Source organism: Brevundimonas sp. D3-1P (assembly GCF_055809335.1).
In genome coordinates, this window is sequence record NZ_CM147908.1 from 3100310 (window position 1) to 3122732 (window position 22423).

20 protein-coding genes are annotated in these 22423 nt (G+C 69.7%); 10 read left to right on the forward strand and 10 right to left on the reverse strand.

Annotated elements, in window-relative coordinates; genetic code table 11:
• Positions 1-15 precede the first annotated feature (15 nt).
• Entirely contained in the window at positions 16-1530 is a 1515-nt protein-coding gene (gene ilvA / locus AC0L6G_RS15700; RefSeq protein ID WP_473252608.1) for a threonine ammonia-lyase, biosynthetic, read from the reverse strand.
• A gap of 541 nt (positions 1531-2071) precedes the next feature.
• Here ilvA and nadA point away from each other — a divergent pair.
• Genes nadA through nadC form a run of 4 tightly spaced genes read left to right on the forward strand, consistent with a single transcriptional unit; the run spans position 2072 to position 6437 of the window.
• Positions 2072-3151, forward strand: a complete 1080-nt coding sequence (gene nadA, locus AC0L6G_RS15705) for a quinolinate synthase NadA (RefSeq protein WP_473252609.1) — start codon at positions 2072-2074, stop codon at positions 3149-3151.
• 54 nt (positions 3152-3205) lie between these two features.
• The gene (locus AC0L6G_RS15710; protein WP_473252610.1) at positions 3206-4066 is read left to right on the forward strand and encodes a metalloprotease; all 861 of its coding nucleotides are present in this window, start codon (positions 3206-3208) and stop codon (positions 4064-4066) included.
• Entirely contained in the window at positions 4063-5583 is a 1521-nt protein-coding gene (locus tag AC0L6G_RS15715) for an L-aspartate oxidase (RefSeq protein WP_473252611.1), read from the forward strand. The genes AC0L6G_RS15710 and AC0L6G_RS15715 overlap by 4 nt, the downstream gene beginning before the upstream one ends.
• The gene (gene nadC / locus AC0L6G_RS15720) at positions 5580-6437 is read left to right on the forward strand and encodes a carboxylating nicotinate-nucleotide diphosphorylase (protein ID WP_293827427.1); all 858 of its coding nucleotides are present in this window, start codon (positions 5580-5582) and stop codon (positions 6435-6437) included. Before AC0L6G_RS15715 ends, nadC begins: the two co-directional genes overlap by 4 nt.
• A 17-nt stretch (positions 6438-6454) precedes the next feature.
• Here nadC and AC0L6G_RS15725 read toward each other — a convergent pair whose 3' ends face one another.
• Positions 6455-7525, reverse strand: a complete 1071-nt coding sequence (locus AC0L6G_RS15725; protein WP_473252612.1) for a cell wall hydrolase — start codon at positions 7523-7525, stop codon at positions 6455-6457.
• 515 nt (positions 7526-8040) lie between these two features.
• Between AC0L6G_RS15725 and AC0L6G_RS15730 the strand changes: the two genes are divergently transcribed.
• Together AC0L6G_RS15730 and AC0L6G_RS15735 are read left to right on the forward strand one after the other, a co-directional pair.
• Positions 8041-8223, forward strand: coding sequence for a hypothetical protein (locus AC0L6G_RS15730; RefSeq protein WP_291537229.1), 183 nt, complete (start codon positions 8041-8043; stop codon positions 8221-8223).
• A gap of 242 nt (positions 8224-8465) precedes the next feature.
• Entirely contained in the window at positions 8466-8822 is a 357-nt protein-coding gene (locus tag AC0L6G_RS15735) for a DUF6481 family protein (protein ID WP_291537228.1), read from the forward strand.
• Positions 8823-8889: 67 nt separating this feature from the next.
• Here the strand turns inward: AC0L6G_RS15735 and AC0L6G_RS15740 are convergent, their stop codons facing one another.
• Positions 8890-12141: a PAS domain S-box protein gene (locus tag AC0L6G_RS15740; protein WP_293825760.1), complete on the reverse strand. Its 3252-nt coding sequence runs from the start codon at positions 12139-12141 to the stop codon at positions 8890-8892.
• A gap of 236 nt (positions 12142-12377) precedes the next feature.
• On the opposite strand from AC0L6G_RS15740, the gene AC0L6G_RS15745 reads away from it, so the two are divergent.
• From AC0L6G_RS15745 to AC0L6G_RS15760, 4 genes are all read left to right on the forward strand, one after another.
• A complete protein-coding gene (locus tag AC0L6G_RS15745) occupies positions 12378-13568 on the forward strand; it encodes a cell wall hydrolase (protein WP_473252613.1) in 1191 nt (396 codons plus the stop codon).
• A gap of 80 nt (positions 13569-13648) precedes the next feature.
• A complete protein-coding gene (locus tag AC0L6G_RS15750; protein WP_293825756.1) occupies positions 13649-15586 on the forward strand; it encodes a PAS domain-containing protein in 1938 nt (645 codons plus the stop codon).
• 63 nt (positions 15587-15649) lie between these two features.
• Positions 15650-16057 carry a response regulator gene (locus tag AC0L6G_RS15755; protein WP_293825754.1) on the forward strand — a complete coding sequence of 136 codons (408 nt, stop codon included), beginning with the start codon at positions 15650-15652 and terminating at the stop codon, positions 16055-16057.
• Positions 16058-16126: 69 nt separating this feature from the next.
• Positions 16127-17086: an aldo/keto reductase gene (locus AC0L6G_RS15760; RefSeq protein WP_293825752.1), complete on the forward strand. Its 960-nt coding sequence runs from the start codon at positions 16127-16129 to the stop codon at positions 17084-17086.
• 78 nt (positions 17087-17164) lie between these two features.
• Here AC0L6G_RS15760 and trxB read toward each other — a convergent pair whose 3' ends face one another.
• From trxB to AC0L6G_RS15795, 7 genes are all read right to left on the reverse strand, one after another.
• The gene (trxB, locus tag AC0L6G_RS15765) at positions 17165-18172 is read right to left on the reverse strand and encodes a thioredoxin-disulfide reductase (RefSeq protein ID WP_293825750.1); all 1008 of its coding nucleotides are present in this window, start codon (positions 18170-18172) and stop codon (positions 17165-17167) included.
• 89 nt (positions 18173-18261) lie between these two features.
• Positions 18262-19233 carry a mitochondrial fission ELM1 family protein gene (locus AC0L6G_RS15770; protein WP_293825748.1) on the reverse strand — a complete coding sequence of 324 codons (972 nt, stop codon included), beginning with the start codon at positions 19231-19233 and terminating at the stop codon, positions 18262-18264.
• A 50-nt stretch (positions 19234-19283) separates the two neighbouring features.
• Positions 19284-19757 (reverse strand): transcription elongation factor GreA, encoded by a 474-nt coding sequence (greA, locus tag AC0L6G_RS15775; protein WP_291537220.1) that lies wholly within the window; start codon positions 19755-19757, stop codon positions 19284-19286.
• 142 nt (positions 19758-19899) lie between these two features.
• Positions 19900-20100 (reverse strand): hypothetical protein, encoded by a 201-nt coding sequence (locus AC0L6G_RS15780; RefSeq protein ID WP_291537219.1) that lies wholly within the window; start codon positions 20098-20100, stop codon positions 19900-19902.
• A gap of 54 nt (positions 20101-20154) precedes the next feature.
• The gene (locus AC0L6G_RS15785) at positions 20155-20820 is read right to left on the reverse strand and encodes a glutathione S-transferase family protein (RefSeq protein ID WP_293825745.1); all 666 of its coding nucleotides are present in this window, start codon (positions 20818-20820) and stop codon (positions 20155-20157) included.
• 67 nt (positions 20821-20887) lie between these two features.
• Positions 20888-21088 carry a cysteine protease gene (locus tag AC0L6G_RS15790; protein WP_293825744.1) on the reverse strand — a complete coding sequence of 67 codons (201 nt, stop codon included), beginning with the start codon at positions 21086-21088 and terminating at the stop codon, positions 20888-20890.
• A gap of 28 nt (positions 21089-21116) precedes the next feature.
• Positions 21117-22382 carry a hypothetical protein gene (locus tag AC0L6G_RS15795; RefSeq protein WP_473252614.1) on the reverse strand — a complete coding sequence of 422 codons (1266 nt, stop codon included), beginning with the start codon at positions 22380-22382 and terminating at the stop codon, positions 21117-21119.
• Positions 22383-22423 lie beyond the last annotated feature (41 nt).

Below are 22423 nucleotides of genomic sequence, written 5' to 3' on the forward strand. Positions count from 1 at the left end.
CCCTGTCTTTCGTCGTCAGGCGCCGTCCAGAAACAGGCGGCAGGCGGGATTGTCGGTCTCCTCGACATAGGGGTAGCCCAACTCCGCCAGGGCGGCGGCGAAGCGGTCATGGTCCTGGGGCGGAACGCTGATCCCGGCCAGCACCCGGCCGACGTCGTCGCCGTGGTTGCGATAGTGGAACAAGGTCAGGGCCCAGGCCGGCTGGAGGCTGTTCAGAAAGCGCAGGAAGGCGCCGGGGCGTTCGGGGAACTGGAAGCGCAGGATGCGCTCGTGCGGCAGGCCCACGGTGCGGCCGCCGACCATGTAGCGGACGTGCAGCTTGGCCGTTTCATTGTCGCTCATGTCCTCGACGGCGTAGCCGCCGTCGCGAAGGGCGGCGATCAGATCCTCGCGCTCGTCGGCGCCGTTCCTCAAGGCCACGCCCACGAAGATCTGGGCCTGGCCGTCGCCGGACCAGCGATAGTTGAACTCCGTCACCGATCGGCCGTCCAGACTGGTCAGGAAGCGGCGATAGTCGTCGCGGTCGTCCCTCATGGCCACGGCCAGCAGGGCCTCGGCGCCCTCGCCGATCTCGGCCCGTTCGGCGACGTGGCGCAGCCGGTCGAAGTTGACGTTGGCGCCCGAGTTGATCGCGACTAGGGCGCCGGTTCCGGGATGGGCGGCCGACCACGCCTTCAAGCCCGCCAGGGCCACGGCGCCGGACGGTTCGGCGATGGCGCGGCTGTCGTCGAAGATGTCCTTGATCGCCGCGCAGATGGCGTCGGTGTCGACCAGCACGATCTCGTCCAGCAGGTCCTTGCACAGGTCGAAGGTCATCTCGCCCGCGCGCCGCACCGCCACCCCGTCGGCGAACAGGCCGACCTCGTTCAGGGTGACGACCTGTCCGGCGTCGATGGCCGATTTCATCGTCGGGGCGTCGACGGGTTCGACCCCGATGACCCGGGTTTCCGGGCGCAGGAATTTGATTATGGCGGCGACGCCGGCCGCCAGGCCCCCGCCGCCGATGGGGACGAAGACAGCCTCGATCGGATCGGCGTGCTGGCGGGCGATCTCCAGCCCGACGGTGCCCTGGCCGGCGATCACCTCGGGGTCGTCGAACGGGTGGATGAAGGCGGCGCCGGTCTGGCGTTCCAGGTCGCGGGCGTGGGCGTATGCGGCGTCGAAACTGTCGCCGTGCAGCACCACCTGACCGCCCAGGGCGCGCACGGCGGCGACCTTGATGCCGGGGGTGGTGGTCGGCATGACGATGACGGCCCTGGCGTTCCGGCGGGCGGCGGCCAGGGCCACGCCTTGGGCGTGATTGCCGGCCGAGGCGCAGATGACTCCCCTGGACAGTTCGGCCTCGGACAGGCCGGCGATCTTGTTGTAGGCGCCGCGGATCTTGAACGAGAAGACCGGCTGCAGGTCCTCGCGCTTCAGCAGGACGGGCCGTTCGAGCCGCGCCGACAGCCGCCGCAGCGGGTCCAGCGGGGTCTCCTCCGCCACATCATAGACGCGGGCGGTGAGGATGCGGCGGATGGTGTCCTGCATGGAAATGGCGAGAAGAGTGGGATTTGGGGAAATGAAGGAGCCGCTCGTGTAGGCGAGCGGCGCGGAGCGCGAAAGGTTCTTGCGCAAATCGGCGTGTTTGGCGAGGTGGGTTTCACACGCCGACGGCGAAAAACACCGTCTGAATAGTGTGAATAGTCTGAAATCGACGACGGACAGGGCGGCGGTCGCGGTCCCAAAGGGCTGCGGCTGCCGGTGTGCGTGACACGCCGGATGACGAAGAAGATGAGCTTGCGACCGGATCGACCGCCTCCCGAAAACACCCCGGCAGCATCGCACAGTTTGGGAGGGCGGTAGGTAGAACGGCGGGCGCGGTCGATATGTCGTTGATGATTCGGCGACTTCTCGCGAGAAATAGGATGGCGGCGTCGCGCGCCCTGGCGTTCCGCCGAGCGATCTGTTCCATGCTCTCGCTTGGATCAGGCGCTAGCCGACGGAACAATCCCCTTGCGCCCGTCCCCCATCGGCCTACATTGTCTCTGCTTATGCTAACTTTGAGCATAAGGGTCTTGGAGAGTAGGTCATGGCCGACGGCGCCTTTGGTCTGACGAAGGAACTGGAGCGGGAGACCGCCGGCGTGTGGGTCAAGGTCAAGGACCATGTCACCCCGCTGGAATGGCCCGAACAGGCGCGGCTGATCAGCGAGATCAACCGGCTGAAGCGCGAGCGCGACGCCGTGATCCTGGCCCACAACTATATGACGCCCGAAATCTTCCACGGGGTCGGCGACTATGTCGGCGACAGCCTGGGCCTGGCCAAGGAGGCCGCGCGGTCGGACGCCAAGGTGATCGTCCAGGCAGGCGTCCACTTCATGGCCGAGACGTCCAAGATCCTGTCGCCCGAAAAGACGGTGCTGATCCCCGATCTGCGCGCGGGCTGTTCGCTGGCGTCCTCGATCACCGGCGCCGACGTGCGGCTGATCAAGCAGCGCTATCCGGGCCTGCCGGTCATCACCTATGTCAACACCACCGCCGAGGTGAAGGCCGAGACCGACATCTGCTGCACGTCGGCCAACGCCGTCCAGGTGGTGGAATGGGCGGCCAGGGAATGGGGCGTGGACCGGGTCATCCTGATCCCCGACGAGTTCCTGGCGCGCAATGTCGCGGCCCAGACGTCGGTGGGGATCATCGCCTGGAAGGGCCATTGCGAGGTGCACAAGCGGTTCACCGCCCAGGACATCGCCGACATGCGCGACGCCTGGCCGGACGCCGAGGTGCTGGCCCACCCCGAATGCCCGGAAGAGATTCTGGCGGCCTCGGACTTCGCCGGATCGACGGCGGCCATGACCGACTATGTCGAACAGCGCAGGCCCAAACGGGTGGTGCTGATCACCGAATGTTCGATGGCTTCCAACATCAAGGGCGACGTGCCCGGCGTGGAGTTCGTCGGCCCCTGCAACCTGTGTCCGCACATGAAGCAGATCACCCTGCAGAACATTCTCGACTGCCTGGTCAATATGCAGTTCGAGGTGACTGTGCCGGAAGAGATGATCGAACGCGGGCGCCTGGCCGTGCAGCGGATGATCGACCTGCCGCCGCCCGCCGTCCCGGCCCGCTACGACATCGTCAAGGCGCGCCATCACGTCGATGTGGAGCTGATCTGAGGCGCGGCGTTCGGTCCTGTCGCCAGGACCGGGCGCGACGCCCATCTGAACGCCATGAGCGATATCGACACCACGCCCCGCAAGCCCGGCCCATGGGACATCCAGCCCCAGGCGCCGCGTCCGCCCGCCGCCGCCGCGCCCGCCGTCGAACAGCCGGTCGACAAGGATCAGAGCCTGGTCTGGGTCCTGGCCTCAACCGCCCTGATGGGCGGCTTTCTGTGGTGGATCACCGGCAGCGCCATCGTCGCGGGGGCGGTGCTGATCGGCCTGTTCGTGCACGAGGCGGGCCACGCCCTGGCCATGAACCGGCTGGGGATGGGGCCGGCGCGCATCTACATCATTCCGTTCCTGGGCGGTCTGGCCAAGGCGCGGCGCGAGCCCAGGAGCGAATGGCATGGGGTTCTGGTGTCCCTGGCCGGGCCGGCGTTCGGCCTCCTGGCCATGATCCCCTTCATGGGCGTGGGCCTGGTTCTGGGTCAGTCCGAATGGCTGGCCGGCGCCTTCTTCATCGCCCTGCTCAATCTGGTGAACCTGGTTCCCGCCCCGCCGCTGGACGGGTCAAAGGCCCTGGGGCCGGTGCTGACGCGGGTCCACCCCCGGCTGGAGCAGGTCGTGCTGCTGGTCATCGGCGTGGCCGTGGTCTGGTGGGGGCTGTCGACGGGCCGGTTCATCCTGGCCGCCTTCCTGGCCCTGTCGGTCTTCGCCCATCTGAAGCGCGGCGTGTGGCGCGCGGCCTGGGGCACGCTGAGCTGGCCCGAGGCGGGACGCAGCCTGGTCCTGTATCTGCTGACCCTGGCCCTGTGCGGGGCGGCGGCGGTCGGCGCCCTGATGCCCGTGGCCGAAGGCGACCCGGCCGGGGCGGTTCGGCTTGGTCTGAGCTATCTGGGCCTGAGCTATCCGGGGGGCGCACGATGAACCGGATGCGACATGACGGGCCGCTGATCGTCGGCGCGGGCCTGGCGGGTCTGTCGACGGCGCTGGAAGCCGCGCGGGCCGGGGCGCAGGTGCTGGTCGTGACGCCCGAGCCGCTGCTGAACGCCTGCTCCTCGGCCTGGGCGCAAGGAGGAATGGCGGCGGCCCTGACGGCCGTCGATTCCGCCGAGCTTCACGCCCGCGACACTGAGGCGGCCGGCGCAGGCCTGGTTCAGCCGGACGTGGCCCGGACCCTGACCGGCGTGGGGCGCCAGACCGTCGAATGGCTGGCGGCCCTGGGCGCGCCGTTCGACCGCGACGCGGACGGCGGTTTCGTCGTCAGCCTGGAGGCCGCCCATTCCACCCCGCGCGTGGCCAGGGTCGGCGGCGACGGCGCGGGCCGCGCCATATTGTCGGCCGTGGTCGCGGCGGTGCGGGCCGAAAAACGCATCCAGGTCTGGGACGACGCCCGCCTGAAGGCCCTGGCCCAGGACGCCGACGGCCGGGTGGTCGGGGCGGTGATCGCGCGCGGGCCGCACGCCAAGCGGATCGAGATCGCGGCGACGGCGGTCGTTCTGGCCACCGGCGGGGCGGGCGGTCTGTTCGCCGCCACCACGACGCCCTCGGCCCTGAAGGGCGAGGGAATTGCCCTGGCCGCCCTGGCGGGTGCGGACCTCCTGGACCCCGAGTTCGTGCAGTTCCATCCGACGGCGATAGACGTCGGTCTGGACCCCGCCCCCCTGGCCACCGAGGCTCTGCGCGGCGAGGGGGCGCGGCTGGTCGACGGCCAGGGGCGGTTCCTGCTGGGGGCTGAGGACGATGCGGACCTCAAGCCGCGCGACGTGGTGGCGCGCGCTGTCCATGCGGCGCGGATGGGCGGACGCGGGGCCTATCTGGACGCCCGCGCCGCCATCGGGGACGAGTTTCCCCACGCCTTTCCCGCCGTCTTCGCCGCCTGCATGCGCGCCGGCCTGGACCCGCGCCAAAGCCCTATCCCCGTCATGGCCGCCTGCCACTATTACATGGGCGGAATCGCCGCCGACGCCGACGGACGGACAAGCGTCCCCGGCCTCTACGCCGTGGGGGAATGCGCCGCGACCGGGGTGCACGGCGCCAATCGGCTGGCGTCCAACTCCCTGCTCGAAGCCTGCGCCTTCGGACGGCGCGCCGGCCAGGCGGCGGCCGGAGAGATCGGCGGAGGGCGGTCCCTGCCCGCCCAGGTCGCGCCCGACCTGCCCGAACCGGCGACGGCCGAACTTCGCGCGGCCATGACCGCCCGCGCCGGGGTGGTGCGGACGGCCGAGGGGCTGGCGGCCTTGATCGCCCTGATCGACCGGCTGCAGGCCGAGTACGGCCCGGCGGCGCCGCTGCTGGCCGCGCGCCTGATCGCCCAGGCGGCGCTGGACCGGCGGGAGAGTCGGGGCGGCCACTACCGCGCCGACTATCCGCAAACGGCCGCTCGGGCCGAGCACACGCGGGTCCGGCTGGCCCGCCCGGCGGCGATGGAGGCGGCGGAATGAGGCGACTGCCCGACATCCTGGTCGAGCCGGTCGTGCGCCTGGCGCTGGCCGAGGACCTGGGCCGGGCGGGGGACGTCACCGCCATGGCCTGCATCCCCGAGGATGCGCGGATGACGGCGGCCTTCGTCGCGCGCAAGGCCGGGGTGCTGGCGGGGATCGAGGCCATACGGCTGTCGGTGCTGGCCCTGGACCCGCAGGCCCAGGTCGATCTGCGCCTGAACGACGGCGAGGCCCTGGCCCCCGGCGCGGTGCTGGCGGTGGTCGAGGCGAACGCCCGGGCCTTCCTGTCGGCCGAACGGACGGCGCTGAACCTGGTCGGGCGGCTGTCGGGGGTGGCGACCCTGACGCGGGCCTATGTCGAGGCCGTGGCCGGAACCGGCGCGCGCATCGCCGATACGCGCAAGACCACGCCCGGCCTGCGCGCGCTGGAGAAACACGCCGTGGCCTGCGGCGGGGGGATGAACCACCGCTTCGGCCTGGACGACGCCATACTGATCAAGGACAACCACGTCGCCGTCTGCGGCGGCGTCGCCCAGGCGGTGCGCCGGGCGCGGGCCTTCGCGCCGCATCTGATGAAGGTCGAGGTCGAGGTCGACGGCCTGGACCAGTTGGACGCCGTCCTGGCCCTGATCGACGAAGGCGCGGCGCCGGACGTGATCATGCTGGACAACTTCAGCCTGGCCGATCTTCGCACGGCGGTCGGCCGCGCCGGCGGCCGGATCGTGCTGGAGGCGTCGGGCGGGGTCGATCTGACCACGGTGCGCGCCGTCGCCGAGACGGGGGTCGACGTCATCTCGGTGGGCGCCCTGACCCATTCGGCGCCCAATCTGGATATCGGTCTGGACGCGCTTTGAACCGCCGTCCCCGCCGGTCAGGCGGGGGTGGCGGCGGCTTCCGGGACCTCGGCGGCGGCTTCGGCTGGACGTGCAGGGCGGGCGGCCGGCGCGCTCGCCGCCCGGGTCGTCGTCGGGGCAGGCGCGGCCGCGGGGCGCGGCTGCGACGCCGGGGCGCGGGCGGTCGTCGGGTTCAGGCCTTCCTGGGCCAGGACCAGCGAATAGGCCACGGCCTGGCCCGCCTGGCGGGCGGTCTCCACCGGGTTCAGACCGGCCTGGACCAGGCGCGGCCGTTGAGCCTCGACCGAAGGTCGGGCGGCGTAGGTGAAGGCGTTCGCGCTCCCCGAACGGCCGCCGAAACGATAGAACAGATGGCTGCCGACCTGGCTGACCTGCACCAGGGACGACCGCCAGCCTGGCGCGACGCTGGTGGTGTGGAAATGGGTGGCGGAGCCGACGCGGGCGAAGACCGAACCGGACAGGGCGCCGGAGGCGACGGCGCGGGCGCGGTTCCAGGCCGAGGCGTTGACGCGGCCGCGCATCACGCCCGAACAGGTGAAGGAGAACTGGCATCCGCTGCTGCGCGCGGCGCCTTGGAACACCACGCCGCAGATGGTCTTGGGGAAGGCGGGGTGGCGGACCCGGTTCAGGACCACCTGGGCCACGGCCTTCATGCCGTCGGCGCCTTCGCCGCGCGCTTCGTAATAGACGGCCTGGGTCAGGCAATCCAGGTCGCGGCTGGCGTCCAGCGCATGGTCCATGCGAAAGGGGCGGGCGGGGTCGGGCGCCGTCAGGCTGGCGCGACGAAGATTGGAACCGTTCGACGCGCGAAGCTGTTCGAGACGGGCGGCCAGCAGTTCGGACTGGCGGTCGCGCTGGGCGGAGCCGGCGCTGGTGTAGGGATCGTGCCGACGCGCGATGGTCAGGGCGCTGGCGTCCAGACCGCCGGCGGCGGCGGCCAGGGCTTCTTCGGTGAAGCCGGCGGCGGTGGCGCCCTGGATGCGTTCGGCCTGGGCGCGCAGCGTCGTCGCGCGCGCAGCCACGCCGCCCACATAGGCGCATCCGATCGCCAGACCCACCAGACCTCCGAACGCCGCGGCTGCCGTCATGGGCTTCATCCTGGCCACACGATCGGCGCGCAGCAGTGCGCGCGTCTGCGGGAAATGCGACAACGACATAGTCCTGTTCAGCAGGGCGAGAAACGCGGCCCCCGGGGGTAGTCCTGCCGGCCGGGCGACGCTGACGGTCGCTTTCCAGCCTGCAAAATCCGGCGCTCGGCTCACTGGCCCGGGCGTCGAGGACGGGCCTATAGCCAGCCTTTTATGGCCGCAATGTGGTCGATTCGCAATCTTGCGGTTAAGCGACAGAAGCGATTATGTATTTTTCAGCAGCCGCCGAGGATGTGGCGGAAACCGGGCGTCGAGTCCGAAATCGAACGCGTCTTTACTGTATTGGGTTACATGAAGACTTGAAGTCCAGTCGGCGTTTTTGATGTCGACGACTAAAAACGATCGGCCTGTCGGTTGTGAAATGTGACAGAGCGCGTAATTCGCGACTTGAGGTCAGGATTCGGAACCGCGATGCAGCGAGCGGCGTTGAAGCGTGGCCTTTGGAGAAAAGCCTCATGAAAATCGCCATCACCGCCGCCGCCGTCCTGGGAACCCTCGCCCTGGCCGCCTGCGGAACCACTATCGAACAGAAGGCCGCCAGCGGCGCGGTCGCGGGCGCCGTGGTGGGCGGCCCGGTCGGCGCCGCCGTGGGCGGCGCGGCCGGCACGGCCGTCGGCCACTCGCAAAAGCCCAACTAAGGCCGCCGCCCAGCGATCCGTCCGACGGCGGCCCTTGCCGTCGGACGGATCGCGCCTATCTGGTGTGGTGGTCGGGCCGCCGCGCCCGATCAAACGTCGCCCGCGGTCGATTTCATCGCGGCGAACCTTGATTTCCGCCCGCATATCGGCTTTGTGCGCCCCGCTTCTGGCCGCGCCTTTCTTCGCCGCCCGATCCCCGACGGCCGCCCCTGGCCGCTCACAAGGAACCCTGACGCTTTCGCATGAAAGATCTGAAGACCGGATTCTCCGACCGCATTACCGCCCAGCAGGAAGCCAAGAAGGCCCTGCTCGCCAAATTCAAGCCCAAGGCCGCCGCGCCCGACCCCGAATTCGACAGGCTGGCCGAGAAGCGGGCCGCCGAAAAGGAAGCCCTGCGCCAGCAGCACGAATTGGCCAAGGCCGAACTTCGTCGCGAGAAGGCCGAGAAGGAAGCCGCCCGGCTGGCCGCCGAAATGGCCGCCCAGGAAGAGATCGACGCCTCCAAGCGCGCGGACCGCAAGGCCCGCAAGCAACTGACCAAGGAAGAACAGAAGGCCAAGCGCGACGCCCGCTACGCCGCGCGCAAGGCGCGCAGATAGGCGCCGTCCCCGGCTTTCGACAGATGAACGCGCCGCAGGCCCTGCGGCGCGTTTTTCTTTGCGCCGATCAGGCGGCCGGCGCGGTCTTCAACTGTTCCAGCAGATCGCGCAGCTGTTCGGAGGAATAGGGCTTGCGCAGCAGCGGCCACGGAATGTCGGCCAGCACCTCGTCCACGTCTTCGCCGACATAGCCCGACATCAGGGCGATCCGCAGTTCGGGCCAGGCCCGGGCCGCCGCGCGCGCCAGATCCACCCCGCTCATGCCGCCTGGCATGACCACGTCGGTCAACATGATGTCGAACGCCGCCCCGGCCAGCAGGCGCAGGGCCTCCTGGCCGTTCTCGGCCAGTTCCGCCTCCAGCCCCAGCTCCTTGAGAATCTCCAACGCCACCGCCGCAACGCCCGGATCGTCCTCGACCAGCAGCACCCGCCCGCCCTCGATCCGGCGGGCGTCGGCCTTGACGGCGCCGGCGCCGTCGGAACCGACGTCGTCGGGCGACAGCGGGGGCAGATACAGGCGGATTTCGGCGCCCTGTCCCGGCGCCGAGACGATCTGGACCCCGCCGCCCGACTGGCGCGCGAAGCCATAGACCTGGCTCAGCCCCAGGCCGGTGCCCTTGCCGACGCCCTTGGTGGTGAAGAAGGGTTCGAACACCCGATCCAGAATTTCGGGCGACATGCCCTGGCCATTGTCGATCACGGCGACGCAGACGTAGCGGCCGGGCGCCAGTTCGGCGACCTCGCCGGCCGCGACCTGGACCTCTTGCGTCTGGACCGTGATGCGCGCGCCGCCCCGTCCCTTGGGGCCCGTCACGTCGCCCAGGGCGTCGCGGGCGTTGACGATCAGGTTCAGCAGGGCCGCTTCGAACTGGGCGGGGTCGACATTGGCGCGCGCGCCGCCGCGCTTCAGCCGGACCTTGAAGTCTACCGTCTCGCCGACCGCGCGGCGCCACAGCGGCTCGCCCTCGCGGATCAGGGCGTTGAGGTCGATCGGCTCGGGCCTCAGCGCCTGACGACGCGAGAAGGCCAGCAGCTGGTGGGTCAGGCTCTCGCCCCGGCGCGCGGCGGCCAGGGCGGCCTCGCCCAGCTTCCTGCGCTTGGCCGGATCGTCGCTGCGCAGGATCATGTCCAGGGCGCCGATCACCACGGTCAGCAGATTGTTGAAGTCGTGCGCCACCCCGCCGGTCAGCCGACCGACCGCCTCCATCCGCTGGGCGTGCATCAGCTGGGCCTCGGCCTGGGCCTTTTCGATCAGGGCTTCGTCGACCCGTTCCTCCAGCAGTTCGTTGATCCGCTTCAGGTCGTCCTCGGCGCGCTTGGCGTCCGTCACGTCCAGACAGGCCCCGACATAGCCCTGGAACACGCCCGAGGCGTCGAAGCGCGGCACGCCCTCGGTCCGCAGCCAGCGCGAACCCAGCGAGGGGTGTTCGATCCGGGTCAGCGCCTCGAAACGGTCGCGCGCGCCGAATGCGCGCATGAAGGCGGCCGAAAAGACCCCCTCGTCGTCGGGGTGCACCAGGCCGCGCCAGCTGTCGGGCAGGTGGGCTTCGCCCGTCACGCCGAAAAAGGTGCGATAGCGGCGATTGGCGAAGGTCAGCTGGGCCGCGTCGTCGCTCATCCAGATCAGGGCCGGGGCGCTGTCGGCGACGGTGCGGAAGCGGTTCTCGGATTCCTCCAGCTTGGCCTGGGCCACGCGCATCTCGGTCACGTCGAAGGCCACGCCGACGAAGCCGACCACGTCCGAGCCGCTGAGGCGCGGGCGGGAGAAGGACTTCAGCCAGCGCCACTGGCCGTCGTGCCGCCGATAGCGCGCCTCCAGCGAGAAGGGCTCGTTGGACGCCTCTCCGGCGACGGACTCCGCCAGGATGCGCGCCTGGTCGTCGGGATGGACCATCGCCAGCCAGTCCAGGTCGCGCGCCGTCTCGTAGTCGGCGCCATGGAAATCGACATAGGCCTGGTTGACGAAGCTGCGGCCGCCGTCCTGGCGCGTCACCCAGATCAGGACCGGGGCCGTATCGGCGATGGCGCGGAAGCGCTGTTCGCTTTCGCGGGTCTCGTTCTCGGCGCGCGCGCGTTCGATCTCGGCCCAGGTGCGGGCCGCGACCTCCTCGACCAGGCTGGCTTCGGCCTCGGTCCAGACGCGGGGACGAGAGGCGTGGACATAGAGAAAGGCGCGCAACCGCCCGCCGCGGATCAACGGCGCCCGAATCAGGGCGCGGGTCTGGATGGCCTCGAAGGCGTCGGAGACGGCGGCCGTACGGGGGTCGTCGCGCACGTCCTCGATCTGAATGGTGCGGCCGCCGGCCAGGTCCGCGATCAGACCCTCTCCGAAGGCGTGCAGGTCGAACCGCCCCTGGGCGCTGGCCACCCCCGAGGTCCAGTCGTGGGTCATGGACACCATTCCCGCGGCCTGGTCGATTTCGCCATAGCCGACCCGGTCGGCCTCCAGCAGGCGGCCCAGCGCGCCCTCGACCTCGGCCATGATGGCGATCGGATCGGTCAGGTCGCGCAGCCGGTCGCTGAGGTCCAGCAGGAAGGCGTGACGGCGTTCGGCCCTGGCCGAGGCCTCCAGCGCCTCATGGGTGTCGGTCACGTCGAAGGAAATGCCGGTGTGGCCCAGGAACCGGCCCTGGCCGTCGAAACGCGGCTGGACCATCGCCCGCATCCAGCGCCAGCCGCCATCCGAACTCTGGACGCGGGCCTCGAACGCATAGGGGGCGCGGTCCCTCGACGCCGCGGCCTCCATGGCGTCCACGCGCGCGACGTCGTCCGGGTGGATGGCGCTTCGCCAGCCGTCGCCGGACAGGGCCGTGTGATCGAGTCCATGCAGGTTCACGACGGCGGCGTTGGCGAATTCGAACGCGCCCTGCGCATCGCGCAGCCAGATGGGGCAGGGGGTGGTGTCGGCCAGGTGGCGGAACCGGGTCTCGCTCTCGCTGACGCGCAAAAGCGCCCCGCGCAGCGCTGCGCTGACCGCGGCCGTAAACAGGCCCACGATCACGAAGTTGACGGTGGCCACCCCGCCGATGGCGCTCAGAACCCCGTCCTCGCCTGTGGTGGTCAGGCCCAGGATCGCCCAGCCCCCGCCCATGCAGACCGCCAGCGCCGCCAGCGCCGCCGTCCAGCCCCCCGCCAGCGCCGCCAGGCTGACCGCCGGCAGCAGGATGGAAAAGCCCGTCACCTCGCCATAAACGGCCGACAATGCGGCTCGCCCGATCAATGCGGCGACAGCGAAGCCCGCGCCGACAGCCAGGCGGCCGATCGCCGACGGCGTCGACAGCCGGGTCAGTCCGACCAGCCATCGGTCGATCGTCGCCATACGCCCCGACGACGCCTTTTCGCCCATCTTCTTCCGCATCCCAAGATACGCCCGACCATGCGAACGGCCGACAGCTTTACACCGTGGATCGCGCGCGGCCACCCCATCTTGCGCGCCGCGGCGGACGCGCCCCCGTATCGCTGATCGTCAGATCGCCGGAAAATGGTCCAGGTTTGCGGCTAGGAGCGCGAACCCCTGGCGGTCGGCGGCGTTGTCGAACGCGCTTTGGACTTTGAATGAAACTGTCGTCCTGGAAGACCCTGTGGAAGACGCTGCGGCGTTCGGCGGCGGCCCTGCCGGCGGCGGGCGCGGTGCTGGGCGTCGCCATGGCCGCAGGATCCAGCGTGCGCCCCGATGCGGACCGCACGGCCGAGGCGGTGTCGCGCGTCACCGGCGGCGACCTGGGCGTCCAGGGCCTGGCCGCGATCAAGGCGCGCCTCACCCCCGCCCAGCTGGCCGAGGCCCTGCGCCACGATCCCAGCGTGCTGCAACCGGCCCTCTACGGGCTGACGCCCGGCTGGGAAAGCCTGACCCTGGCCGGCAAGCCGGGCCTGGAGCCGGGCAAGAGCGGGCTCGAGGCCCAGCGCCTGAACGCGGCCCTGTCGCCGGCTTTCGGCGTGGCGCGCCCCGCCCAGCCCTTCGTCTTCAAGGGCAGCGCCGAGGATCGCCGCCGCGCTCTGCGCTGCCTGACCCAGGCCGTCTATTTCGAAGCGGCGCTGGAGCCGGACAGCGGCCAGGCGGGCGTGGCTCAGGTGGTGCTGAACCGCGTGCGCGATCCCAACTACGCCAACACCGTCTGCGGCGTGGTGTTCGAGGGGGCGGAGCGGACCACCGGCTGCCAGTTCAGCTTCACCTGCGACGGCTCCCTGGCCCAAGCCCCGGTCCCCTGGGCGTGGGAGCGCGCGCGCCGCGTGGCGGAAAAGGCGTTGGACGGCGCCGTGGCCCAGGAGGTCGGCGCCGCCACCCACTATCACGCCGACTATGTGCGCCCCTGGTGGGCCCCCACGGTGGCCAAGGTCACTCAGATCGGCGCGCACATCTTCTATCGCTGGAAGGGCGTCTATGGCGAGACCGCCGCCCTCAGGAACGTCTACAAGGGCCGCGAGCCGCTGATCGACGAGGCGCGCTTCTCGCGGCCGCGGGCCTTGACGGCGGCTGGAGCCGCGACGGGCGGCCCCGATCCCGACGCGCCCGCGACGCCGGCCAAGGACGCCGCTCTCCGCACCGTCGAGATCGACGGCAGGCAACGCGTCGTCGGCGTGGCCAGTCTGGGCGGACGGCGTCTGCCAACGCGCGAAGAGGTCGCCGCCATCAACGCCCGCCTGACCGTCGATCCCGCCAAGCCAGCGCCGCAGGCCGCCGCGCAGGCGGCGCCGGCCGGGGTGACGACGATGGCGGTGGAGGAAGTCGGGCGCCCGGGCAATTGATTTCGCATTTGCAACGGCCTGGCGGGTCGGGGCATTGATGAAGCCGGGCCAGGCCCGACCGGAATCGACGAGGACGACTGTTGACCCGCCAAGACACCCACAGGCCCTCGTGGGACGAGAATGAGCGCCTCGAGGCGCTGCGAAGCTACGGGGTGTTGGATACCGAGCGGGAGGTCGCCTTCGACGATGTGGTGAACCTCATCGCCGAAATCTGTCAGGCGCCGATCGCCGTAGTGAATCTGATCGACGCGGACCGCCAGTGGTTCAAGGCCGAGAGGGGGCTGGGCGTGCGGGAGACGCCGCTGGCGACGTCCTTCTGCGCCAAGGCCCTGCTTGAACAGGACGGCATGGTCGTCCCGGACGCCGCCCAGGACCCGCGCTTCGCCTGCAATCCGCTCGTGACCGAGGCGCCGCATCTGCGCTTCTACGCCGGCCGCCTGCTGAAGAGCCCGCAAGGCTTGCCTCTCGGCACCCTGTGCGTCCTGGACACCAAGCCGAGGCCGCAAGGGCTGACGCCTTTGCAGGAGATGGCGCTCACGACCCTGGCGGGACAGGTCACGAGCCAGCTGGAACTGCGCCGCGCCCTGCTGGAGCGGGATCGCAGCGAAAAGGCCGCCAGGCTGGCCATCGAGGCTTCGGCCTATGTCGGCGCCTGGGACTGGGACATAGCGGCGGATCGGGTCGTCGCCGACGAGCGGTTCGCGTGGATGTATGGGGTCTATCCCGCCGTCGCCCGCCAGGGCGCGCCGATCGACCTCTTCCGCGCCAGCGTCCATCCCGACGACGGCCCCCGCCTGACCCAGGACATCCAGCGCGCGCTGGAAGGGGAGGGGGGCTTCGTCAGCGAATACCGGCTGGTGGTCGATGGGGCGACGCGCTGGGTCCTGGCGCGCGGCCAGGCCGAATACGATCGGTCCGGCGCGGCGGTGCGTCTGCCCGGCGTGGCCGTGGACATCACCGAACGCAAGCAGATCGAGACCAACCTGGCCGAAACCGCCCGGGCGCTCAGCGAGAGCGAGACGCGGTTTCGCGTCCTGGCCGACGCCATGCCGCAGATGGTCTGGTCGACCCTGCCCGATGGGTTTCACGACTATTACAACGCCCGCTGGTACGAGTTCACAGGCGTTCCGGTCGGGTCCACCGATGGAGCGGGGTGGAACGACATCCTCCACCCCGACGACCAGCCGCGCGCCTGGGCGGCCTGGCGCCGTTCGCTGGAGACCGGAGAACCCTACGAGATCGAATACCGGCTGAAGCACCACGATGGCGGCTATCGCTGGGCCCTGGCGCGGGCGGTGGCCATTCGCGACGACGAGGGCCGGATCACCCGCTGGTTCGGCACCTGCACCGACATCGACGAACTGAAGCGACTGGAGCAGGGCCGCGAACTGGTCAGCCAGGAACTGAGCCACCGCATCAAGAACATCTTCGCCGTGATCACGGCCCTGGTGGCGCTGTCGGCGCGGCAGCATCCCGAGGCCAAGGGCTTTTCCGCCTCCCTGCGCACCCGCATCGCCGCCCTGGCCCGCGCGCACGAGTTCGTGCGCCCGCATACCGAGACCTCCAAGACCACGGTCGGCGACACCACCCTGCATTCCTTCCTGGCGGACCTGTTCAAGGCCTATGCGGACGACGCGGGCGAGCCGCGCGTGCTGATCAGCGGCGACGACGCCGTGTTCGACGACCAGGCGGCGACCTCCGTCGCCCTGCTGTTCCACGAGTTGGCGACCAACGCCGCCAAATACGGCTCGCTCTCGGAAAAGGCGGGAATCGTGTTCCTGAGCACGGCGCGGCAGGCGGGTCGCTTCCTCCTGACGTGGACAGAACGCGGCGGCCCGGCGGTCCAGGGACCGCCCAGCCGCTCGGGTTTCGGCTCTTCGTTGGCGACCCTGTCGGTCGAAGGGCAGCTGGGCGGGAAATTGCATCGCGAATGGAACGCGGACGGGCTGAAGGTCATTGTCGATCTGCCGGATGCCGCCCTGTCGAGGCGCCGCGCGGCGATAATGGCGGCCAATTAGCCTTTCGTTGAAACTCCGAGCCGTTTATCGCGTTATGTCCGCTTCCGAGCACAAGCCTGACTCATGATCGCGCGTATCCTCATCATCGAAGACGAAGCCCTGGTGGCGATGGAGCTTCGATTCATCCTGGAAGACCTGGGGCACCAGGTGGTGGGCGTGGCCGCGACCGCGCGGGCCGCGCGCGATCTGGTGCGCGAGAACGACGTCGATCTGGCTCTGGTCGACATCCACCTGTCCGACGGGCCCACCGGAATCGCCCTGGGTCGCGAATTGGGCCAGGATATGGGCGTCAGCGTCCTGTTCATGACGGCCAACCCCGGCATGGTGCGCGAAGGCGTCGCCGGCGCCATCGGCGCCCTGTCCAAGCCGACCGACGAACAGGCGGTCGAGACGGCCGTCGATTACGCCCTGCGCCGTCGCCACGGTCAGTCTGTGGAATACGCACCCCCCGGGCTGCAACTGTTCGGCTGATCGCCGCTCGGAGGTTGCGGTCGCCCCGATGCGGCCTATGTCCAGAGCTCCCCGAAAACGGAGCTTCTCATGAACACCCTCGCCAAACGTGCGCTCGGCCGCAGCGGACTGGATGTCTCGCCTCTGGTCTTCGGCGGCAACGTGTTCGGCTGGACGGCCGACAAGACCGCGTCGTTCGCCCTGCTGGACGGCTTCGTCGAAGCCGGGTTCGACGCCATCGACACCGCCGACGCCTATTCCCGCTGGGTCGATGGCCATTCGGGCGGCGAGAGCGAAACCGTCATCGGCGAATGGCTGAAGGCGCGGGGCGGCCGCGACGCCGTCAAGATCTTCACCAAGGTCGGCTCGGACATGGGCCAGGGCCATAACGACCTGTCGCCCGCCTGGATCGAAAAGGCGGTCGAGGACAGCCTGCGCCGGCTCCAGACCGACTATATCGACCTGTACCAGACCCACTGGCCCGATCCGAACACGCCGCAGGAGGAGACGCTGCGCGCCCTGGACCGGCTGGTGCAGGCCGGCAAGGTCCGCGCCATCGGCACGTCCAACCATTCCGCCGAACAGGTCGCGGAGGCCCTGGCCGTTTCGGAGCGCGAGGGCCTGGCCGCCTATGCGACGCTCCAACCCCACTACAACCTCTACAGCCGCGCGACTTTCGAAGGGCCGCTGCAGGACCTGGCGGTCGAGAAAGGTCTGGGCGTCATCACCTATTTCAGCCTGGAAAGCGGCTTCCTGACCGGCAAATACAAGACCGCCGACCAGATCGTCGGCGCCAAGCGGGAAGACATGCTGAAGGGCAAGTTCGACGAGCGCGGCGTGCGCATTCTGGCCGTGCTGGACGCCGTCGCCCAGAGAAACGAGGCCACGCCCGCCCAGGTCGCCCTGGCTTGGCTGCTGGCCCAGCCGGGCGTGACGGCGCCGATCGTCAGCGCCACGACCATCGAGCAGCTGGCCGATACGCTGAAGGCGGCGACGCTGGAGCTGTCGGAAGAGGATGTGGCGGAGCTGACGGAGGCGTCGGTTTACTGAGGCTTTGCGCCGCCCCCACCCGGTCTCGCCTCCGGCTCGACCACCCTCCCCTGAAGGGGAGGGAGAGGCAAGCGGGTTCTACCAGACCCCGATCTTCTCCGCCTCGGCGTGGCTGATCGGGTGGCGGGCCTTGGCGTGGTCTTCCTCGGCGAGGAAGCGGGCGGCCTCCAGCGCGGCCATGCAGCCCATGCCGGCGGCGGTGACGGCCTGGCGATAGACGTCGTCGGTCACGTCGCCGGCGGCCCAGACGCCCTCGATGGCGGTCGAGGCCGTGCCGGGTTTGACCTTCAGATAGCCGCCGGCGTTGGTCTCCAGCTGGCCCTTGAACAGTTCCGACGACGGGGCGTGGCCGATGGCGATGAAGACGCCGTCGGCGGGGATTTCGGTCGTCGAGCCGTCCTGGACGTTCTTCAGCCGGACGCCGGAGACGTTCCGGGCCATGCCGTCCGTCACGCCGACGATCTCCTCCACCGCCACGTTCCAGATCACCTCGACCTTGGGATGGGCGAACAGGCGGTCCTGCAGGATCTTCTCGGCGCGGAACTCGTCGCGGCGGTGGACGACCGTGACCTTGGAGGCGAAGTTGGTCAGGAACAGCGCCTCCTCGACGGCGGTGTTGCCGCCGCCGACCACCACGACCTGTTTGCCGCGATAGAAGAAGCCGTCGCAGGTGGCGCAGGCCGAGACGCCGAAGCCCTGATAGGCGGCCTCGCTCTCCAGCCCCAGCCACTTGGCCTGGGCGCCGGTGGAGATGATGACCGTCTCGGCCAGGATCTCCTCCCCGCCGTCCAGCGTCAGCCGGAACGGGCGTTGCGACAGGTCGGCGGAGACGACGATGTCGTGGATGACCTCGGTCCCGACGTGCAGGGCCTGGGCCTGCATCTGCTCCATCAGCCACGGACCCTGGATGGTGTCGGCGAAGCCGGGATAGTTCTCGACGTCGGTGGTGATGGTCAGCTGGCCGCCGGGCTGAAGCCCGGCGATCACCACCGGGTTCAGGGACGCGCGGGCGGCGTAGATGGCGGCGGTCCAGCCGGCGGGGCCGGAACCGATGATGGCGACGCGGACGGTGCGAACTTGGGTCATGGCCCTATTTAGGCGGTGATTCCCGTTTGCGCGATGCCGGTCTCGTCCGAGGCCCAGGCCGATGGGGATGACGAGCGGAGCGATCGAACCTATCGCGCGCGCATCGCCTCCAGCACGGCCTGGGCGGCGCGGTCGGTTTCGGCGAGGGGTTCGTAAGTCCAGGCGGCCAGCGTCCCGTCGAACGGCCGGGCGGCGCCGCGCGACCGCAGGTCGTCGTGCAGCCGGGCGAACTTGCCGGCGGGCTTCAGCGGGATCATCGGCAGGATATGGACCGGCTTGCCGGTTGAGGCGGCCTCTGCGGCCATGTTGGCGCTGTCTTCCGTGACCAGCACATGGTCGGCGAAATGCAGGAAGGCGAACAGGGGGTTGTCGCCGGTCCCGTCCCAGATCCAGCCGGGAACCTCGGCCAGACGCGCCGTCATCGCCGCACGGGCCGCCTCCGGCGTGCGGCGCGAGAAGGTCAGCATCAGAGAGCCGCCCGCCGCGCGCACGGCCGCCGCGATCCGGTCGGCCAGGTCGGCGGCGTGGGCGGGCGTCAGGTCGAAAGCCTTGGATTTTCCGCCCACCAGCACGGCGACGCGCGGATGGGGCAGGGGGGCGATCCGATCGGCGAAGGCGGGCGCGGCCCGGGCGATCCTGTCGGGCGTGATGCGGTGCGGCGAACCCGTGATCTCGAAGACATTGTCGCCGGACAGGCCGTCGTGGGCGGGGGCCACGATCATGTCGTAGCGCGCGTTGGCCCAGCGCGGGTCCTGGGTCTGGACCACGAAGGTCTTGCCGCCGCTCCAGCCCTTGATGCGGGTGGAGAGGGGCAGCGCAGCGCGGCCCGTCGCGATCCAAAGATCGGGCCAGGGGGCGGCGATGGCGTCCGAGGCCGGGTCCAGCATGGCCCGCGTCTTCAGCGCGGAGGGCAGGCGGTCGAACGGGGCGCGCCAGCGGATGTGTCGGGTGGCGATCTCGGCCGGCGTCAGGCGCTGGACCGCCTCGGCCAGGCCCAGGGCCTGGTTCTCGATGCCCGCGCGGCCGTCGGAGACGACCCAGATGGAAAGGGGGGCGGGCATCGGTTCCGCCTCCCCCGCAGGGGGAGACGGAAGGTCTTGCGCCGAGCGGCTTACTTCCACTCGACCTTGAGGATTTCGTAGGCCTTGACGCCGCCGGGGGTGTTGACCTCGACCACGTCTCCGACCTCCTTGGAGATCATCGCGCGGGCGATGGGCGAGGCGATGGAGATCTTGCCCTTCTTCACATCGGCCTCGTGTTCGCCGACGATCTGATAGCGGGCCTCTTCCTCGGTGTCCTCGTCGACCACGGTGACGGTGGCGCCGAACTTGACCTGGTCGCCCGACAGTTTGGACACGTCGATGACCTGGGCGCGGCTGATCTTGTCCTCGATCTCGGCGATCTGGCCCTCGATCCAGCCCTGGCGTTCCTTGGCCGCGTGATACTCGGCGTTCTCGGACAGGTCGCCGTGTTCGCGGGCCTCGGAAATGGCCGCGATCACGCTGGGCCTTTCGACCGACTTCAATTGCTTCAGTTGATCGTCGAGGACGCGATAGCCCTCGGCCGTCATCGGCACTTTTTCCATTGTGTCGTGATTTTCTTGTTCGCCCGGAGACTGGAAAGACGCGGAGTAGGCACACAAAAGGCCGCGGGGCGGGCGCGGCCGGGCATCAAGACTAGGGGCGATCCGCCTTTAAATCAAGACCGTCGCCCTGTTTCGGGGCCGGTCATGCGCGCGCGGGCGGTTCGGTCTTGGGATTGCGGCGTAGGACGCCCTTGATCAGGCTGTAGGCCAGCCAGCCGATGGCGGCCAGGCCGGTGAACATGAACAAGCCCGAAACCAGCGCGGCTCCTGCGGCCATGAAGGCCAGGACGAAGGCGACGGCGGCGGCGAGCCCGGCGATGATCTGAATGGTTTGAAGGCGCATGGTTCGTTAACGTCCGGCGCCGCGCCCGGTTGCGATCAGCCGATCACGTTCCGATCACGCATAGCTGTATTCGCCACCGCGTTGCAGGGCGCGCCGATAGGCGGGTCGGGCGTGAATCCGCTCCAGGTAGGCCTTGAGGCGCGGCTTGGTTTCTGCGTCGAAGGCGCGGTCGGCCCCCGCCTCGACCGGGAAGCTCATCATGATGTCGGCGGCGGTGAACTGGTCCCCCGCGAACCAGTCGGATCGGCCCAGCTCGGCCTCCCAGAAGTCGACATGGGCGCGCAGCTGCGGATCGACGAAACCGGCCAGGGCCTTGGCGGCCACGCCTTTGACCAGCGGCCTCATCAGCGCCGGGGCGCGACGGGGCAGCATGGTGAACACCAGCTTGAGCAGCAGCGGCGGCATGGCCGAGCCCTCCGCATAGTGCAGCCAATAGGTGAAGCGGCGGGCCTCCTCCGCGCCCGGCGCCGGACGCAGCCGCCCCTTGCCATAGGTCTCCAGAAGATATTCGACCACGGCGCCGGTCTCGGCGACCGTGATCGCCCCATCCTCGATCACCGGCGACTTGCCCAGCGGGTGGATGGCGAGAAGTTCCGGCGGGGCCAGCCGGCTGCCGGGATTGCGCTCGTAACGGACGACGTCGTAGTCCAGCCCCAACTCCTCGAGCAGCCACAGGACGCGCTGGGAGCGGCTGTCGTTCAGGTGATGGACCTTGATCATGGCGATCTCCGCGTTTCGGCGCCCATCCTAACGCGGTTTCCGACTGACGTCAGGTCAGCCTGTCCGATCAGCGAGGCGCCCTGCCGCTCCAGCGCGTGCGGGGCTCGGGGCGGTGCTTCTGCTGGGCGCCCTGGCGGCGGTTGCGCCACACCTCGTAGGCCAGACTGGCCAGGGCCAGCTTGCCGGCATGACGCCCGGCGACGCGACGGCCGCCCTTGGACAGCAGAAGGCCGCCGATGAGCGGGACGAGCTTGTGTCTGCGGATCATGATGTTTCTCCTTCGCAAACCTAACGCTTCAACCCGCCGCGCGTTCTGGACTGCGACGACATGGGCGATATCGTGGTCCGCTATTCGCGCGGCGGCGCCCAGTCGGAGTTTCGGAAGACCCCCAGATACTGGGCGTATCGACCCTGGGGGCGCCGGGATCGAGGTCGAAGTTCTGACCGACCGAGGTTTGAACCTTCAGGAAGTCGGCGCCGGTCAAGGGCGAGCCGGGCGCGGCAGAGTCGAACAAGGTGATCCGTCCCGTCTCGGACGCGGCGCGCAGGGTGGAGGCGCCCCTCACCATGACGAAGGGGCCGTCGATGTTGAACTTGTCCAGGCGCATCCGCTGCACGCCCTCAGGCGTCGGCACGGGAATCTGCACCGCCGAGTCCAGCGACAGGACGACCAGGGTGGCCACCGCGTCGGCCGTCGGCAGGTCGGATTCCCGCACGCGCGCCGCGAAGGGCCATGCGCCGTTCACCGGCCCCTGCATGGCGTGGAACATCCCCCACAGGCCATAGGCCGGCCGCCCGCCCAATTCGCCCGACCGGACAGCCTGGGCGTAGGTCTCGAAGATGACCGACTCGCGATCACGGCCCTGGGCCACCCGCTCCAGCACGCCCCGCAATCGCGGAACAGCCGGGCCGTCCAGGCCGTCGAGCGCGGCCAGGGCGGCGCGCGCCTTGTCGGCGTTCGAGGCGCTAGACAGATCGACGTCGCGTCCCTGGCTCGTCAGCCATTCGCCGACCAGGGGCCAGTCCTGGATGGCGTCGATGCCAATGAAGCGGATGCGGCGTTCGGCCGGCAGGGTCTGGTTGAGGGACCGGATGCGGCGCATCTTGTCCTCGAAGGCGGTGTTGCCCCATTGGGCGCCCGCCCGGGACCAGTGATCGAAGACCCGATCCAACGCGGCTGCGTCTCCGGTCTCCAGATAGTGGTTCAGTCGGTCCCCCTGGACGGGATCGACCTCGGCCACATAGTCGGTCAGGCCGATCCGGTCGTTCAGGTGGCGCAGCAGTTCGAAGTCCAGAATCTGGGGCGCGGCGACGCCGTGACTTTCGCCCAGCAGGATCAGTTTCGATCGGTAGAAGCGGTCGGGCAGGGCGAAGGTCAGGCCGCCCGAGACCGGGCCGTCGATCACCGTGTGCGCGCGCAGCCAGGCCGCCTTGGCCGGATCGACGGGATCGACCAGGGCCTCGGCCGGGAGGGGTTGGGGCGGCCCCATCTGGGCCAGGGCGGGCGATGAGCAGAGTGTCGCGAGCAGGACGGCGGCGAACGACAGCGACTTGAGGCTCATGGCGATTCCCCGGAACGATGTTCCGGGGATGCTATCGGACG

What these genes read in the sequence shown, in the direction of transcription:
- ilvA (WP_473252608.1), bottom strand. Translation starts at nt 1,530, where the DNA reads ATGCAGGACACCATCCGCCGCATCCTCACCGCCCGCGTCTATGATGTG.
- AC0L6G_RS15735 (WP_291537228.1), top strand. Translation starts at nt 8,466, where the DNA reads ATGAAAGATCTGAAGACCGGATTCTCCGACCGCATTACCGCCCAGCAG.
- AC0L6G_RS15710 (WP_473252610.1), top strand. Translation starts at nt 3,206, where the DNA reads ATGAGCGATATCGACACCACGCCCCGCAAGCCCGGCCCATGGGACATC.
- AC0L6G_RS15715 (WP_473252611.1), top strand. Translation starts at nt 4,063, where the DNA reads ATGAACCGGATGCGACATGACGGGCCGCTGATCGTCGGCGCGGGCCTG.
- AC0L6G_RS15770 (WP_293825748.1), bottom strand. Translation starts at nt 19,233, where the DNA reads ATGCCCGCCCCCCTTTCCATCTGGGTCGTCTCCGACGGCCGCGCGGGC.
- nadA (WP_473252609.1), top strand. Translation starts at nt 2,072, where the DNA reads ATGGCCGACGGCGCCTTTGGTCTGACGAAGGAACTGGAGCGGGAGACC.
- AC0L6G_RS15755 (WP_293825754.1), top strand. Translation starts at nt 15,650, where the DNA reads ATGATCGCGCGTATCCTCATCATCGAAGACGAAGCCCTGGTGGCGATG.
- AC0L6G_RS15745 (WP_473252613.1), top strand. Translation starts at nt 12,378, where the DNA reads ATGAAACTGTCGTCCTGGAAGACCCTGTGGAAGACGCTGCGGCGTTCG.
- AC0L6G_RS15740 (WP_293825760.1), bottom strand. Translation starts at nt 12,141, where the DNA reads ATGGCGACGATCGACCGATGGCTGGTCGGACTGACCCGGCTGTCGACG.
- AC0L6G_RS15730 (WP_291537229.1), top strand. Translation starts at nt 8,041, where the DNA reads ATGAAAATCGCCATCACCGCCGCCGCCGTCCTGGGAACCCTCGCCCTG.
- trxB (WP_293825750.1), bottom strand. Translation starts at nt 18,172, where the DNA reads ATGACCCAAGTTCGCACCGTCCGCGTCGCCATCATCGGTTCCGGCCCC.
- AC0L6G_RS15795 (WP_473252614.1), bottom strand. Translation starts at nt 22,382, where the DNA reads ATGAGCCTCAAGTCGCTGTCGTTCGCCGCCGTCCTGCTCGCGACACTC.
- nadC (WP_293827427.1), top strand. Translation starts at nt 5,580, where the DNA reads ATGAGGCGACTGCCCGACATCCTGGTCGAGCCGGTCGTGCGCCTGGCG.
- AC0L6G_RS15780 (WP_291537219.1), bottom strand. Translation starts at nt 20,100, where the DNA reads ATGCGCCTTCAAACCATTCAGATCATCGCCGGGCTCGCCGCCGCCGTC.
- AC0L6G_RS15785 (WP_293825745.1), bottom strand. Translation starts at nt 20,820, where the DNA reads ATGATCAAGGTCCATCACCTGAACGACAGCCGCTCCCAGCGCGTCCTG.
- AC0L6G_RS15760 (WP_293825752.1), top strand. Translation starts at nt 16,127, where the DNA reads ATGAACACCCTCGCCAAACGTGCGCTCGGCCGCAGCGGACTGGATGTC.
- greA (WP_291537220.1), bottom strand. Translation starts at nt 19,757, where the DNA reads ATGGAAAAAGTGCCGATGACGGCCGAGGGCTATCGCGTCCTCGACGAT.
- AC0L6G_RS15790 (WP_293825744.1), bottom strand. Translation starts at nt 21,088, where the DNA reads ATGATCCGCAGACACAAGCTCGTCCCGCTCATCGGCGGCCTTCTGCTG.
- AC0L6G_RS15725 (WP_473252612.1), bottom strand. Translation starts at nt 7,525, where the DNA reads ATGACGGCAGCCGCGGCGTTCGGAGGTCTGGTGGGTCTGGCGATCGGA.